General features: G+C 36.4%; 15 protein-coding genes. 11 read left to right on the top strand and 4 right to left on the bottom strand.

All coding sequences use genetic code 11. The features are described from left to right. The first annotated feature begins 238 nt into the window (after positions 1 to 238). The 5 genes from tpx to SLH48_RS00650 all read left to right on the top strand — a co-directional run bounded on the left by tpx (position 239) and on the right by SLH48_RS00650 (position 5,163). Positions 239 to 739, top strand: coding sequence for a thiol peroxidase (tpx, locus tag SLH48_RS00630; protein WP_214481630.1), 501 nt, complete (start codon positions 239 to 241; stop codon positions 737 to 739). Positions 740 to 932: 193 nt separating this feature from the next. Beyond that, positions 933 to 1,916: a class I SAM-dependent methyltransferase gene (locus tag SLH48_RS00635; RefSeq protein WP_320256670.1), complete on the top strand. Its 984-nt coding sequence runs from the start codon at positions 933 to 935 to the stop codon at positions 1,914 to 1,916. 141 nt (positions 1,917 to 2,057) lie between these two features. Beyond that, positions 2,058 to 3,248: an acetate kinase gene (locus tag SLH48_RS00640; protein WP_320256671.1), complete on the top strand. Its 1,191-nt coding sequence runs from the start codon at positions 2,058 to 2,060 to the stop codon at positions 3,246 to 3,248. A 563-nt stretch (positions 3,249 to 3,811) separates the two neighbouring features. Further along, complete coding sequence (locus tag SLH48_RS00645; RefSeq protein WP_320256672.1) at positions 3,812 to 4,654, top strand: EcsC family protein; 843 nt, start codon at positions 3,812 to 3,814, stop codon at positions 4,652 to 4,654. Next, complete coding sequence (locus SLH48_RS00650) at positions 4,651 to 5,163, top strand: molybdenum cofactor biosynthesis protein B (protein WP_214481626.1); 513 nt, start codon at positions 4,651 to 4,653, stop codon at positions 5,161 to 5,163. Before SLH48_RS00645 ends, SLH48_RS00650 begins: the two co-directional genes overlap by 4 nt. Positions 5,164 to 5,538: 375 nt before the next feature. Here SLH48_RS00650 and SLH48_RS00655 read toward each other — a convergent pair whose 3' ends face one another. Then, positions 5,539 to 5,853 (bottom strand): hypothetical protein, encoded by a 315-nt coding sequence (locus SLH48_RS00655; RefSeq protein ID WP_214481624.1) that lies wholly within the window; start codon positions 5,851 to 5,853, stop codon positions 5,539 to 5,541. Between the two features lie 183 nt (positions 5,854 to 6,036). Between SLH48_RS00655 and SLH48_RS00660 the strand changes: the two genes are divergently transcribed. Both SLH48_RS00660 and argH read left to right on the top strand, forming a co-directional pair. Continuing rightward, positions 6,037 to 7,242: an argininosuccinate synthase gene (locus SLH48_RS00660; RefSeq protein WP_320256673.1), complete on the top strand. Its 1,206-nt coding sequence runs from the start codon at positions 6,037 to 6,039 to the stop codon at positions 7,240 to 7,242. Then, positions 7,239 to 8,618 carry an argininosuccinate lyase gene (argH, locus tag SLH48_RS00665; protein ID WP_320256674.1) on the top strand — a complete coding sequence of 460 codons (1,380 nt, stop codon included), beginning with the start codon at positions 7,239 to 7,241 and terminating at the stop codon, positions 8,616 to 8,618. Before SLH48_RS00660 ends, argH begins: the two co-directional genes overlap by 4 nt. A gap of 50 nt (positions 8,619 to 8,668) precedes the next feature. Here argH and SLH48_RS00670 read toward each other — a convergent pair whose 3' ends face one another. Then, entirely contained in the window at positions 8,669 to 9,118 is a 450-nt protein-coding gene (locus tag SLH48_RS00670; protein ID WP_214481621.1) for a universal stress protein, read from the bottom strand. 116 nt (positions 9,119 to 9,234) lie between these two features. Here SLH48_RS00670 and SLH48_RS00675 point away from each other — a divergent pair, with 116 nt between their 5' ends. Beyond that, entirely contained in the window at positions 9,235 to 9,396 is a 162-nt protein-coding gene (locus SLH48_RS00675) for a hypothetical protein (protein WP_214481699.1), read from the top strand. Positions 9,397 to 9,580: 184 nt separating this feature from the next. Beyond that, the gene (locus SLH48_RS00680) at positions 9,581 to 10,342 is read left to right on the top strand and encodes an SDR family oxidoreductase (protein WP_214481620.1); all 762 of its coding nucleotides are present in this window, start codon (positions 9,581 to 9,583) and stop codon (positions 10,340 to 10,342) included. Between the two features lie 87 nt (positions 10,343 to 10,429). Here the strand turns inward: SLH48_RS00680 and thyX are convergent, their stop codons facing one another. Continuing rightward, the gene (thyX, locus tag SLH48_RS00685) at positions 10,430 to 11,143 is read right to left on the bottom strand and encodes an FAD-dependent thymidylate synthase (RefSeq protein WP_214481619.1); all 714 of its coding nucleotides are present in this window, start codon (positions 11,141 to 11,143) and stop codon (positions 10,430 to 10,432) included. Between the two features lie 416 nt (positions 11,144 to 11,559). Next, the gene (locus tag SLH48_RS00690; protein ID WP_320256676.1) at positions 11,560 to 12,654 is read right to left on the bottom strand and encodes a Xaa-Pro peptidase family protein; all 1,095 of its coding nucleotides are present in this window, start codon (positions 12,652 to 12,654) and stop codon (positions 11,560 to 11,562) included. Positions 12,655 to 12,830: 176 nt separating this feature from the next. Here SLH48_RS00690 and SLH48_RS00695 point away from each other — a divergent pair, with 176 nt between their 5' ends. Together SLH48_RS00695 and SLH48_RS00700 are read left to right on the top strand one after the other, a co-directional pair. Further along, a complete protein-coding gene (locus SLH48_RS00695) occupies positions 12,831 to 13,511 on the top strand; it encodes a metal-dependent hydrolase (protein WP_320256677.1) in 681 nt (226 codons plus the stop codon). A gap of 417 nt (positions 13,512 to 13,928) precedes the next feature. Continuing rightward, complete coding sequence (locus SLH48_RS00700) at positions 13,929 to 14,933, top strand: aminoglycoside phosphotransferase family protein (protein ID WP_320256678.1); 1,005 nt, start codon at positions 13,929 to 13,931, stop codon at positions 14,931 to 14,933. Positions 14,934 to 15,285: the final 352 nt, after the last annotated feature.

Consider the following 15,285-nt stretch of genomic DNA (forward strand, 5'->3'; position numbering starts at 1 on the left):
CAACGAGAGTTCCTTTTCTAAAACAGAGAAGAAAAGGTGGCTAATAAAGTTTCTAATTATGGAGAGTGACCCCACTCACTAGTATTAACACGTAAGCCAGGTTTTTTCTTTGCAATCTATAATAAGAAAAGTTATGATTATCACTATACATACTAAAAATATTAGATTGTTTAAAGATTTAGGAGAAAAGTAGTTGTTCAAGAAACTTGAACTTACACTAATAAGGGGGAATTTTAATATGGCAAATATCACGTTTAAAGGTAATCCAGTTACATTACTAGGTAATGAGGTTAAGGTTGGTGACAAGGCTCCTGATTATACGGTGTTAGCAAATGATTTGTCGCCTGTGACGTTAGCTAATTCTAAAGGTTCAGTTCGCCTAATCAGTGTTGTCCCTTCAGTTGATACTGGGGTATGTGATGCGCAAACTAGACGTTTTAATGAAGAGGTAGCTAGCCTAGATAATGTACAAGTGTTAACAGTAAGTGTAGACTTACCTTTTGCTCAAAAGCGTTGGTGTGGAGCAAGCGGTATAGATAACGTCGTTACTTTATCTGACCATCGTGATCTATCATTTGGTGAAGCATACGGAGTTGTAATTAAAGAACTTCGTCTATTAGCACGTGCCGTATTCGTCATTGATAGCAATGATAATATCACGTACGTAGAGTATGTTTCAGAAGGTACGAACCATCCAAACTACGAAGCAGCAATCGAAGCAGTAAAGGCCGCAAAGTAACAAGCAAAGCGAAGCCGACTTGAATTGCCCTGACAAGTACTAACGAACGATAATACGCTGCATATGCTAAAAGACCTCGATGTTGAGGTCTTTTTCCTTCTTTTTTGATCGGATTAAATTAATATAATTATTTTCTGTATAGGAGAATATTAAATTGCAATTAGTATACATTTACATTTAGGAGGTTTTTAATTTGTCAACCAATATCGAACAAATCTTTACAGTAATAGACAGTACAGCTAATCTATTGCAGGAGGACCTAGCATGCTCATATTTAGAAGCAGTGGCAGAAACAGGTGAAAACATATTTCATGAAACAATTTTACAGGAAGAACTTAGTGAACTTTCAAAGAAAAGATTAAATAAAGAGTACGAAAAGCTCATTGTACAAAAATATTCAAATGAGGAAATCAGAAAAGCATACCAGCTTGCAGTTTTAAAGGGGATGCGCGAATCGACACAGCCAAATCATCAAATGACACCAGATTCAGTTGGGGTTTTCGTAAGTTATCTTGTTTCTAAATTCATGAGAAACTATGAATCCTTCAAAGTTGTTGACCCTGCTGTAGGGACAGGAAATTTACTTACGACTGTTCTAAACCATACTTCCGATAAACAAATAACGAGTTTCGGTGTAGATGTGGATGATTTATTAATTAAGCTTGCGTATGTGAATGCTAACCTTCAGCAGCACCCAATTCAATTTTTTAATCAAGATAGTTTAGAGCCATTATTAATTGATCCTGTTGATCTTGTTGTATGTGATTTGCCAATTGGATACTATCCAAACGATGTTGTGGCCGATGGGTATGAATTGAAGTCACCGGAAGGACATTCTTATGCACATCATTTATTTATTGAACAATGCATGAACTACACGAAAGAGGGAGGGTATTTGTTCTTCCTTGTACCCAATAACCTTTTTGAAAGTGAGCTAGCACCATCATTACATAAGTATTTAAAAGAAACGAGTATAATTCAAGGGTTATTACAGTTGCCTTTATCTTTGTTTCAACATGAGAAGCATGCAAAAAGTATTTTTATTTTACAGAAAAAGGGGGCAGAAGTTAAGGTGCCAAAGCAGGCACTGCTAGTTGACCTCCCTAGTTTTTCCAAGAAAGAGGCAATCCAAGGAATTATTCAAAGAATTGATAGTTGGATTAAAGTAGAAAAATAATAAAGTAAAATCAGAAAATAAAGAAATTATGACGAAAACGGTACCATTTTTACATTAATATTGCATTGTAATAAAGTGAGTGGTTAAATGATAGAGGCGGATATGAAATTGTGTCGATTTTTAAAGGAGCTGTGAAATAACATGTCTAAAGTTATTGCTATAAATGCAGGTAGTTCTTCTCTTAAATTTCAATTATTTGAAATGCCGAGTGAAGATGTTGTTACAAAGGGGATTGTAGAACGAATTGGATTTGACGATGCAATTTTTAATATAACAGTTAATGGTGAGAAACAAACAGAAGTTAGCCCTATCACTGATCATTCAGTTGCGGTTAAGATGCTTCTTGATAAGCTGACATCATTAAACATTATTCAATCATTAGATGAGATTGAGGGCATCGGTCATCGTGTCGTTCACGGTGGTGAAAAATTCAATGACTCTGTATTAATTACTGAAGATGTAATTAAGGATATCGAAGAGTTATCTGAATTAGCACCATTGCATAATCCAGCAAACCTTACTGGTGTAAAAGCATTTAAGGAAGTACTACCTAATGTACCGTCTATCGCTGTGTTTGATACCGCATTTCATCAAACGATGCCGGATCAATCATTTCTATATAGTTTGCCATATCATTATTATAGTGAATATGGAATTCGTAAATATGGATTCCATGGTACCTCACATAAATATGTTTCAGAACGTGCAGCAGAACTTTTAGGACGTCCGTTGGAACAGCTACGTCTTATATCATGTCACTTAGGTAATGGTGCAAGTATAGCTGCAATCGAAGGTGGTAAATCAATTGATACCTCAATGGGCTTCACTCCACTCGCAGGTGTGGCTATGGGTACACGTTCAGGTGATATTGATCCTGCGTTGATTCCGTTTATTATGGAGAAGACGGGGAAAACTGCCGATGAAGTACTAGATGTATTAAATAAACGCAGTGGAATGCTTGGTGTATCTGGTTTCTCAAGTGATTTACGTGATATTGAGCAAGAAGCTGAACAAGGGAATGAACGTGCCGAATTAGCTTTACAAGTATTTGCAGATAGAATTCATAAGTATATAGGCTCATATGCATCTAAAATGTATGGTGTAGACGCGATTATATTCACTGCAGGTATTGGTGAAAATAGTGACGTTATACGTACTCGTGTGTTAAAAGGACTTGAGTTTATGGGAGTATACTGGGATCCGTCACTTAATAAAGTTCGTGGTAAAGAAGCGTTTATTAATTATCCGCATTCACCTGTTAAGGTTATTGTCATACCGACGGATGAAGAAGTTATGATTGCTCGTGATGTTGTGAAAATTGCATTACACTAATAAAGTTATCATTTAATAAATGAGAGTCTTGTTTTGCGTTATTTGCTGAACAAGACTCTTTTTGTATTTGTTAAAAGGTAAGAAAGTATAAAATTACTTCGTAGTTTCATTCACTGTATGATATTTATCCATGTGTAATCTCAAGCACCTATCCCCTCCAGGGTCACTTCACCATTTCACCCTAAGGCAAAAACGCCTTCATGTAAAATGCCTCCAGTGCTTGTCGGGGATGATCAAGGCGCTTGCGCTTTTCTAAGTTGTCTAGCTCCAGCGCCTATCCCCTCGAGGTCACTTCACCATTTCACCCGAAGGCAAAAAGCGCCTTCATGTGGAATGCCTCCAGTGTTTGTCGGGGATAATCAAGGCGCTTGCGCTTTTCTAAGTTGTCTAGCTCCAGCGCCTATCCCCTCGAGGTCACTTCACCATTTCACCCGAAGGCAAAAAGCGCCTTCGTGTAAAATGCTTCCAGTGCTTGTCGGGGATGATCAAGGCGCTTGCGCTTTTCTTAATTAGTCAGCATGTTATAATAAAAATAGGCTAAGTTTGGAAATAGGAGGAATAAGATGACAGTGACTGATCGTGAACAACAAGTTTTAAATGATATAATTGCTTGGGAAAGTCGATTCTCTCAATTGAACCCGACAGACTTTGAATTATTATATGACAAATGGCTGCATAAATCTTTTCAACTTCTTCCTGATGATATAAGAACAGAGTTTTTTGTGAAGCTAGATAACTGGTTATTTCATTTACATGCAATGATTCAAGGATCACAGCCACAAATAGATACGAGAGAACAAATCATTACTTCTGCAAGATTATTTGATGAAGGCATAAATCAATTAACAGATTTACAAACATTATCCATAGATCAGCTTACATATTTATGTGAACAGCAAGTTGCGAAGAGTAGATTATATTCTTTTGTTCAAGGTGGGATTACTGGTACAGGAGGAGCTCCGTTTTTAGGAATAGATTTACCTCTTATGTTAATTATCAACTTAAGGGCAGTTCAATTAATTGCTATGTCATATGGCAATGAAATAAATACACCATCCGAAATGATGACAGCATTGAAGGTATTTCACGGTGCGACACTTCCAAAAAGATTACAAGGCAATGCATGGGGAAATTTGTTGAACGATATGGAAAATTCAACTCAGTCATTTTTTTATGAAGGAAATGAAAAACTAATGAATGAAGAGTGGCTGGACCAACCTCTTAAACAGATACTAAAAACAATGATGATTTACTTTTTCCGTAGAAAAATGATTCAAGGAATACCAATTGTCGGTATAGCGATTGGAGCGGGTATAAACTATCAATTAACTAGAAATGTTACAACCTTTGCACAAAAATATTACCAATACTCTTATCTACATAAGAAAGGTGGGAATCCTTTATGAGCACAATAGAACATAAAAAAGAGGCCCCAAAGCTGGTTAGATGTAAAGTGATAACAATTAGTGATACGAGAGATAAAATGACAGATAAAAGTGGACAATTAATGATCTCTTTATTAAAGGATAGTGGTCATCAAGTTGTTGATTATGACATTGTGAAGGATGAACAGCAGCTTATTCACCGTTCAATAATAGCTGGGTGTGATCAACAAGATATTGATGTTGTTCTCACAAATGGTGGCACTGGTATTGCAAGACGAGATGTGACTATTGAAACAGTTAAAGATATGATAGACAAGGAGATAGTAGGTTTTGGAGAATTGTTTAGAATGTTAAGCTACACTGAAGATATCGGTTCTGCAGCTATTTTATCACGTGCGATAGCTGGTGTAGCAGGTGATACAGCAATTTTTTCTACACCGGGTTCTTCTGGAGCCGTTAAGCTTGCAATGAATAAACTTATTCTTCCGGAGCTTGGCCATGTAGTCCGTGAAATACGAAAGGACTTATAGTATTTATTTAGTTGCAGTGCTAACATGTGCAACTATCCTCTCTAGTCACTCCACCATCGACCCGAAGGCAAAAAACGCCTTCGGGTCGATGGCTTCTAATAATCAAGGTGCCTTCTGCTTTTTCTTATTGTCTAGCTCCGCCTCCTAGCCTCTCGAGTCGTTTCACCTTTACATCAGAAGACAAAAAACGTCTTCAGTCGTAAAGGTTCCAACGCTTATCGAGTCTGACCAGTCGGCACCGCTTTTCTTAATTGTCTAGCTCCAGGCGCCATCGGCTCGAGGGCATAAGTCAAGCCGATGCGAAAGTTAAAAAGCAACCCTCTCGTCGGCTCGTCTTATGCTTGTCGCCGATGACCGGGCGCCTTCCGCTTTTCTTTACACATGTATTTTTTCGGTTACATTTTGGTTGATTCGATACCATAGCCATAAATCATTAATAATGGAGGCTAATTCCGCTATTTCTGAATTGAGTATGCATGAACGCTGAAAATCATTTTCATTTCCAAGTGCCGCTTGTTTGTTATTTATTATCTTTTCTAAATCTGCAATACGGTCAGGGATTTTCCCTCGAACCTTCTCCCAATGCAACAATATTGCTTGCTGATCATTTTTAGTAAAGTCTTCCCAATTCTTCTGAAGTTTAGGAATGGATATTCCTAAACGTTTATCCATTATAAAATTTTCTATCATTAACGTTCCTCCAAGACTAGTTACTTATCGTTATTGTACATTACTAAGTTCTTTTTATCCAATAGAGAATTTTTGTACTTATTATAAAAATTCTATTGAATTCTTGTAAAAGTGCTGTTAATATGTATGAATAAATATAAGTTAATAAGAATAAATATACAAAATAAATGAGGGAGAGTTAAAATGACTAATAAAAAAATTGTTTTAGCATATTCAGGTGGCTTGGATACTTCTGTAGCAATTAAATGGCTTCAGGAGCATGGATACGGGGTTATAGCGTGTTGTTTAGACGTTGGGGAGGGAAAGGATCTTCAATTTGTTAAGGATAAGGCGTTAAAGGTTGGAGCAATCAAATCATATGTCATTGATGCTAAGGAGGAATTTGCAAATGATTACGCTTTAATATCATTGCAAGCACATACGTTATATGAAGGGAAATATCCATTAGTATCTGCATTATCAAGACCACTAATTGCAAAAAAGTTAGTAGAAGTTGCAGAGCTTGAAGGTGCAGTTGCTGTCGCTCATGGTTGTACTGGTAAAGGAAACGATCAGGTACGTTTTGAGGTGGCTATTAAAGCACTCAATCCTAAATTGGAAGTGTTAGCACCAGTTAGAGATTGGAGTTGGTCTCGTGAAGAAGAAATTGCATATGCAAAAAACAAAAACATACCTATACCGGTTAATTTGGATAGTCCATTTTCCATTGACCAAAATCTTTGGGGAAGAAGTAACGAATGTGGTGTACTAGAAGATCCATGGGTAGCCCCTCCAGAAGAGGCTTACGAACTAACAGCTAGCATAGACAACACGCCAACTATACCTGATATTGTAGAAATTAGCTTTGAGAAGGGGGTTCCTGTATCTTTAAATGGCAAAAAATACTCCTTAGCAGAGCTTATATTAGAATTGAATTTATTAGCTGGAAAGCATGGGGTAGGTAGAATCGATCATGTTGAGAATCGTTTAGTCGGTATCAAATCTCGGGAGGTGTATGAATGCCCGGGAGCAATGACACTTATAAAAGCTCATAAAGAACTAGAAGATATAACATTAGTCAAGGAAGTGGCACATTTCAAACCACTCATTGAAAAACAGCTCACTGAATTAATTTATAATGGACTGTGGTTTTCACCATTAAAAGATGCGTTACTAGCATTTTTAGCTGAAACACAACAGTTTGTGAACGGTATCGTACGTGTGAAATTATTTAAAGGGCATGCGATCGTTGAAGGAAGAAAATCGCCAAACTCATTATATGATGAAAAATTAGCAACCTATTCTACGGAGGACGAATTTGATCATTCTTCAGCAGTAGGTTTTATAACACTGTGGGGGTTACCAACGAAAGTGAGCAGTATCGTTAACAATGAGAAGGTGATAGTGTGAAGAAACTTTGGGGAGGCCGTTTTACACAAACAGCTGAGGAGTGGGTTGAAGAGTTCGGTGCTTCTATTCCCTTTGACCAAGAACTAGTAGAAGAAGACATTAAGGGTAGCCTTGCACATGTAGCGATGTTAGGTAAATGTGGAATATTACTTGAAGGTGATGTTCAAAAGATTAAGCAAGGGCTTCAGTTATTAGAACAAAAAGCATTAAACAATGAATTGTCTTTTTCTGTGAGTGAAGAAGATATTCATCTTAATATTGAAAAAATGTTAATTGAAGAGATAGGGCCTGTGGGTGGAAAGTTACACACAGGCCGAAGTAGAAATGATCAAGTAGCAACGGATATGCATTTATATTTACAAAAAAATGTGAATGAAATTATATTATTAATTTGTGAATTCCAAGCTGCACTTGTTACGCAAGCAGAGCACCATATTGAAGCGATTATACCAGGTTATACACATCTACAACGGGCCCAGCCAATATCCTTTGCACATCACTTAATGGCTTATTTCTGGATGCTTGAGAGGGATAAAACTCGATATAAGGAATCATTAAAGCGTATAAACCAATCCCCGCTTGGTGCTGGAGCATTGGCTGGAACAACATTTCCCATTGACCGTGAATATAGCGCTTCATTGTTAGGCTTTAATAGTATTTATGAAAATAGTATAGACGCAGTTAGTGATAGAGATTTTATTGTTGAATTTTTAAGTAACAGCTCTATGCTAATGATGCACTTATCACGCTTATGTGAAGAAATGATTTTATGGTCAAGTCAAGAATTTCAATTTATTGAAATCGATGATCGTTTTGCAACAGGAAGTAGTATTATGCCACAAAAGAAAAATCCAGATATGGCCGAGCTAATTCGTGGGAAAACTGGCAGGGTTTATGGAAATTTATTTGGATTATTAACTGTCTTAAAGGGGACGCCGTTAGCTTATAACAAAGATATGCAAGAAGATAAGGAAGGAATGTTCGATACTGTAAAAACTGTTATTGGTTCACTACAAATTTTTACAGGCATGATTGCATCAATGGTTATTAACAAAAATCAAATGTCAGCAGCGACTAAGCAAGATTTTTCAAATGCAACTGAATTAGCTGACTACTTAGCATCGAAAGGATTGCCATTTCGTGAAGCTCATGAAATTGTAGGGAAGCTTGTACTAACATGTATTGATAGAGAATTTTATTTGTTAGATTTACCATTCAATGAATACAAAAATGCATGTCATTTATTCGAAGAAGATATATTTGATTATTTGGACCCATATACTGCTGTGAATCGTAGAAATAGTGTAGGAGGGACTGGGTTTCGGGAAGTAGAAAATGCAATATTACAAGCTAAATTACGCTTAGAAAAAAAGTAATCCAGGGTTATAAAACCCTGGATCATTTATTATAGTTAATTATTCAAAAGTTACAAATCTTTTTCAGTTCTAACGATTAATACGTCACATTTTGCATAACGTGTAATCGCTTCCGAAACGCTTCCGATAAAAAACCTTTCAATTGCATTTAGCCCTGTAGCGCCACAAATGATAAGGTCTACATTGTGTTTAGGTGCTATCTCTTTTGCAATATGTGCTTTAGGTGACCCAAAGTCTATATCAATAGTTATTTCTTCTACACCAGCCTTATTTGCTAGATCTTGATATTCTCCTAGGAGCTCTGTAGCATATTTCTCAGCTCTTTCTGCTATCATTCTGTCATAAGTCTCAACCGTGGCAAATGATCTTGTATCAACAATATGTGTTAGAACAATACCAGCATTATTTCTTTTGGCAATTTCAACAGCTTTCTTAAAAGCCCATTCAGCCTCTTTTGACCCATCCACTGCTACTAGAATTTTGTTATAAGTTATGCTCATATAAAAATCACCCCTTAGGATTTATATTTCTTTATATTACCAGTATAGCATGTTAAAAAAATTAGAAACTAATGATGTCTTGAAAATATTATGACAATTAAAAAGGGGTGTTGATGATGAACAAACATAAAAATAATACAGGTACTAAAAATCAGTATAACTATTTCGAAGAGGCTTCAGAGGAAATTAGTCAACAAATAACAGAGGCATACTCAAGTGGTGTAATTGAGCAACGATATGATAAACAACAAGAAGCGGAGGATATTAATAATAAATAATAAATAGTAAATAGTATAAACTAAGACATCATGACTTAAGAGGTCATGGTGTTTTTGGTTGGGAAAATATACAAAGAGAAACATCTTGTAATATAATAACAATGTACAACTTTACATATATAGAACATAGCCAATTAATGTTGGAAAAAATACATGTAATGATATTTAGGGAGAGGGTGAAATTGTGAGACATGCACTGATTACTGCAGGGGCAAAGGGGCTTGGTCGGAAAGTAACAGAAAAACTGTTAGAGAAGGGATACTCTGTGACAGTGAATTATCGTACGTATGATAGAGCTGTTAAAGATTTTCAAGATCAGTATAAGCACTTGGACGACCGATTGCAATTTATCCAAGGAGATGTAACGGATAAAACAAATTTAATTCAACTCGTTGATAAAACAATGGAGAGGTTTGGACGAATTGACTTCTTAATTAACAATGCAGGACCTTATATTTTTGAACGCAAAAATCTTATAGATTATGAAGAGGCTGAATGGTATGAAATGATTGAGGGCAATCTTAATAGTGTCTTTCATTTGCTCAAAAAAACGCTCCCGATAATGCGAAAACAACATTTTGGTCGAATCATTACATATGGCTTCCAAGGTGCTGATGCTGCTCAAGGTTGGATTCATAGGTCTGGGTTCAGTGCAGCTAAAGTTGGCCTAGTATCGTTAACTAAAACAATTGCATTAGAAGAGGCTTCATATGGAATTACTGCAAATATGGTATGTCCAGGTAATATATTGGGTGATATGAAGGAAGCTTCTATTTCGGACGCTAGAAGCATGACAGGTATGAATCACACACCAATAGGTAGGTCTGCTACAGGAGAAGATATTGCAAGAACGATTACTTTCTTATGTGAAAATGACTCAGACATGATAACAGGTTCTATCATTGATGTGACAGGAGGGGAAAATGTAATAAACAGATTTAGGTAATTCAAACCACCTATTTTTGTAGCATTTAACTCCATTGTTCCTACAATCAGGTGAAGGTGGTTCTCCACCTGATTGTAAAGTGTGGTTTTACTCGAAAAATCCTTGAAGCCAAGGTTCAACATCTAAGATTTCATCTCGCATTTTAACTGCAAGTTCTTGAATTTCAGCCTGAGCATGAGTACCAGGCTTTCTTTTGCTATAAAAACTTAAGAAAGATGTTAGATTGCATGTCATTACAATATTTGTGTTTACAGATTGTGGTAAAATAGCACGTGCGTCTTCAGGCTTAACCTTCATTTCTATTAGTTTATTATACATATTTTGTATATCATCCATGTAAGTTGAAAAAACCTCTAATTGTTCTTCATTTAATGAAACAGGGCTTGAATAAGTAAAGCCACCACTTTTACTATCACTGCCGTAATTTACATACCTTTGAGATTCGATGGAATATGAAAAGCCAACTCGGTGGCGCGTTAATTGAGCCATAAGCGCTCTTGAAACACCTTCAAGAGCAAACGTAAATGAGATATGTTCCATCGTAGAAGTATGTCCGCTATGAACAATATGTCGTATTAATCTGTCCATATCATTTCCACTTCCACCGTCTGTAGCAGGTTTGTTTAGGTATCTATGCCCTTCTTGTTCAACAATTTCGGTTGGTAAAAGATAGGAATAACAGTTTCTTATTGCGGTAAAGGCAACTAATTTGCCATCTGTTACCCCTAAGTCTAGTACATCTTTTAGTTGTTCTCGTTTTTTATTGGATAGCTGGGTGTGAGAAAATAATTCAACTTTCATAATATACCTCCTGATTGTCTTGGTCAGTCTGCTTTTCCTGATTGTCTAGCTCCACGCGCCATCGGCTCGAGGTCATAAGTCAATCCGTCAAGAAGGTTAAAAAGCAACCTTCCAGCCGTCTTGTCTTATGCTTGTCGCCGATAACCAGGCGCCTTCCGCTTTTCTTAATTGTCTAGCTCCACGCGCCATCGGCTCGAGGTCATAAGTCAATCCGTCAAGAAGGTTAAAAAGCAACCTTCCAGCCGTCTTGTCTTATGCATGTCGCCGATAACCAGGCGCCTTCCGCTTTTCCTGATTGTCTAGCTCCACGCGCATATCCCCTCGAGTCACTTCACCATTTCACCCCAAGGCAAAAAGCGCCTTCATGTGAAATGCCTCCAGTGCTTGTCGGGGATGATCAAGGCGCTTGCGCTTTTCTATATAATAGTTAACTCCTTAGGGAATTTTGTTAAGGTTTCAATGCCGTTTTCAGTAATTACGACATCGTCTTCAATTCTAACCCCACCTATTTCAGGTATGTAAATTCCAGGTTCAATAGTATATACCATCCCCGGTTGTAATAGCATGTTGTTAGTTGCGCTCATTGAAGGATACTCATGTACTTCAATACCGAGTCCGTGTCCAATTCTATGAGTAAAGTATTCACCATATCCCGCACTAGTAATAATATCACGGGCAGTCTTGTCTACTTTTCCAACTTCAACCCCAGGTTTGCTAGCCTCAAGTGCAGCTAATTCTGCTTTTAAAACAGTCTCATAAATCTGCTGTTGTTGGTCACTTATGTTACCTAATACTACTGTTCTTGTTATATCTGAGCAATAGCCATCAATAACAACCCCTAAGTCAAACAAAATAAAATCTCCTTGCTGGATTTTATCAGTACTTGGGTTTCCATGAGGAGAAGCTGTTTTCTTTCCTGTTAAGACCATTGTTTGGAAAGACATTTGTTGAATCCCTTTTTTCTTGAGTTCATATTCAATCGTAGCCAGAATCTCCATCTCTGTTTTACCCTCTTTAATCTCGGAAACTCCAACTTCAATGCCGTAATCAGCTAGTTCTGCAGCCTGTCGCAAAATGTCAATCTCTTTGCTATCCTTTAACATTCTAAGCGTGTTTAGTTTTTCTTCTGCACGAATAAACGAAGCATTTGGATATAAGCTCTGAAGTAATTCTAGACGGCTAACATTCAGGTGGTCTTTTTCTACTGCAAGTGAATGGATGTTTATTTTTCTTTTGGCTATGGCAGTAGCAATAAATTCCCACGGATTGTCGGTATCGCTATATCCTATAATTTCATATGTCCAACCTGCGTCTTTTACTTGCTGTGTTTCCATTTGTGGACACACTAGAATAGGTTCTTCTTGCTGAAATACAAGTAACGCTAATAATCTTTCATGAGGGTCACTCAAGAAACCGCTATAATAGAAGACATTTGACGGGTTCGTAACAAAGCACATAGAGATATCTTGCTCCGTTAGCCACTCTGAGAGTAGTTTAAGACGTTGATTCATTTAACAACACCATCCCTTTTGAAAAATCTTATTAATCTTGAGCCTAGCAGGGAAAGGTGAGAATGTAAACAGTTAATTACGATTAGCAACGAAAAATAGTTTGAAAATAACAGCTATAGGATTATACTCATGAGTGTAAGGAGATTTTCATACATATAAAAAAAGGAGGGATTTTTGTGCAAGTATCGTTTCATGGCCATTCAGTTGTTGTGATAGAAACGAAAGGCAAAAAATTGATCATCGATCCATTTATTAATGGGAACGATTTAACAGATTTACAAGTGTCAGATTTACTAGTAGATGTGATTTTAATAACACACGGACATAAGGATCATGTTGGTGATACCGTTCAATTAGCTAAAAAAAATGATGCTCTTGTTATTGCTCCATATGAATTAGCTACTTTCCTAAGCTGGCAAGGTGTAAAGGTCCACGGTATGCATATCGGTGGGTCTTTTGACTTTGATTTTGGTACTGTCAAGCTAACACAAGCATTTCACGGCTCTAGCTACATAGATGAAGAAAAGAAAGAAATTATTTATACCGGTATGCCTAGTGGTATACTATTTGCTTCAGAGGGTAAAACCATATACCATGCAGGAGATACCGCGCTATTTTCTGACATGAAAATGATTGGTGAGCTGAATAATATAGATGTTGCATTTATTCCTATTGGAGATAATTTCACGATGGGTCCTACTGATGCACTTGTTGCTGCGGAATGGTTGCAGGCAAAGCTCGTTGTGCCAATTCATTTCAATACATTCCCAGTGATTGAACAAAATGCCGAACAATTTGTTAGCCAATTAAAAGGTAATGGAAAAGTATTACAGGTAGGAGAAGGCATTCGCGTCTAGATTAAATAAATGTTAATCAACAAGATAAATTAACATTTGAATAATGGTTTATACATTGAATGTTGAAATAAAGAGTTTGTTTTGAAAGCGATCAAAACAAGCTTTTTTTATTTGAAAAGGGAATGAGTAAATCATAAAGAAAAGTATATAACAAGGAAAAATCTTTTTCGTAAATCATGTTGCGAATAGTAAAATAAGATCCTAAGCTAGTTTCATCCAATAACAACCAAAGAATCTTTTCGTAAGTTTTCTTGATACTTTTAACAGTTTGATGAGTTTTATGAAAGCTTAATAATTGTAAAAGTAGAGAAGATGGTACGAATGCTATTTGTATACGTGCTTTTAGAACGAAAAGCAACAAATAATACGAAAACAGCCAGGTGAAACGTAAAAAAAGCTTTATTTAGGGGGATAAGATTGACTACTGAAATTATTTTTGCTTCGAAAAAATTGGGACATATTACTGATACACAGTTACAGTCTATGCTTCATAGATTTAACTTAGGTAAATTTGTCTCTTCAGAAAAAACAGCAAATGGTGTTATGGGACAAACCTTGCTTGTTACGTCTACTGAAGGAAGGTTTGTTCTCAAAGGAAATCCGCTTTTTTCTGGGCAGTTTGCTGAAGAGAAGTTTTTTGTAGAAAAAATACGTGATCGAATAAGCATAGCTGTTCCTACACCTTATCTTGTTGATGATAATGAAGATATATTTGGTTGGAAATATGCAATCATGCCATTACTTCCAGGTAAACATTTAAGAGAAATTAGTAGTAGGCTGTTTTTAGAGGACAAATTTAAAATTGCTGAAGTGATAGCTGAAACGCTTACTGCACTACATAGTTGGAAAGTAAATGACTTTGGTGAGTTAAATACGAAAGATTTCAGTATACGTCCTTTTGATGGTACATACAGAACATGGCTATATAACAGAATTAATTATTGGTTGAATGATGCAAAAAAGTATTCAACTATAACTACTGAAGACATATTGTGGGTAGAGGAATTATTAAACAGTGCAAAAGGATATTTTGATAGGATCACTTCACCCGCATTCGTTATGGGAGACTTTAAACCTGAAAACTTTTTGTTACATACAAATGATAGAGGATGGAGTATTAGTGGTTTATTTGATTTCACGAACTCCTATTTTGGAGACCCAGTTTCAGATTTAATAAAGATGCTCATACTGTATATTGATAATGGCGAACAGGAAATTGCACGACATTTATTGTCTGTATACTTACATAATGTAGAGGAAAAAGAATCTTATCAACAACGAATAAAAGTACACATGCTCCAACAAAATGTACTAGATTGGGGCTGTGCGAAAGCTATGGGGATGGTTACATGGAAGCATGATCTATCATTTTCTAACTGGGCACAACAATATGTTGAAGCAGTAGCCGATTTAATAAACTAATAACACATACATAATTAGATGTTTTACCCTGGTAACTTGTTCCACATGTGAAAGTAGGAAATACGAAAGAGCCTTTTCCTTTTGTAAATGAGAGGAATTTATCTATTTTATGAATCCACTCGATCAGCTACTTCTTTTTAAGGCATAAGGTGCATATTAATTAGTACAAACTCTATTTGAAAGGATTGAAACAAATGAAAAATAGATTGTTGCTATGCCTTCTTATTAGTAGTGCGATCATATATATTGCGGTACCCTCTTTGTCTTTTACAACAGATACCTTGCATGGTGTTTATTCGCTCGTCTGGATTAGCTTTGGGATCATTGTTATAGGAGGCAATTTAGTGGGATT

Source organism: Cytobacillus sp. IB215316 (assembly GCF_033963865.1).
Classification (GTDB): domain Bacteria; phylum Bacillota; class Bacilli; order Bacillales; family SM2101; genus Nanhaiella; species Nanhaiella sioensis.

What these genes read in the sequence shown, in the direction of transcription:
- tpx (WP_214481630.1), top strand. Translation starts at nt 239, where the DNA reads ATGGCAAATATCACGTTTAAAGGTAATCCAGTTACATTACTAGGTAAT.
- SLH48_RS00640 (WP_320256671.1), top strand. Translation starts at nt 2,058, where the DNA reads ATGTCTAAAGTTATTGCTATAAATGCAGGTAGTTCTTCTCTTAAATTT.
- SLH48_RS00645 (WP_320256672.1), top strand. Translation starts at nt 3,812, where the DNA reads ATGACAGTGACTGATCGTGAACAACAAGTTTTAAATGATATAATTGCT.
- SLH48_RS00650 (WP_214481626.1), top strand. Translation starts at nt 4,651, where the DNA reads ATGAGCACAATAGAACATAAAAAAGAGGCCCCAAAGCTGGTTAGATGT.
- SLH48_RS00655 (WP_214481624.1), bottom strand. Translation starts at nt 5,853, where the DNA reads ATGATAGAAAATTTTATAATGGATAAACGTTTAGGAATATCCATTCCT.
- SLH48_RS00660 (WP_320256673.1), top strand. Translation starts at nt 6,037, where the DNA reads ATGACTAATAAAAAAATTGTTTTAGCATATTCAGGTGGCTTGGATACT.
- SLH48_RS00670 (WP_214481621.1), bottom strand. Translation starts at nt 9,118, where the DNA reads ATGAGCATAACTTATAACAAAATTCTAGTAGCAGTGGATGGGTCAAAA.
- SLH48_RS00675 (WP_214481699.1), top strand. Translation starts at nt 9,235, where the DNA reads ATGAACAAACATAAAAATAATACAGGTACTAAAAATCAGTATAACTAT.
- thyX (WP_214481619.1), bottom strand. Translation starts at nt 11,143, where the DNA reads ATGAAAGTTGAATTATTTTCTCACACCCAGCTATCCAATAAAAAACGA.
- SLH48_RS00690 (WP_320256676.1), bottom strand. Translation starts at nt 12,654, where the DNA reads ATGAATCAACGTCTTAAACTACTCTCAGAGTGGCTAACGGAGCAAGAT.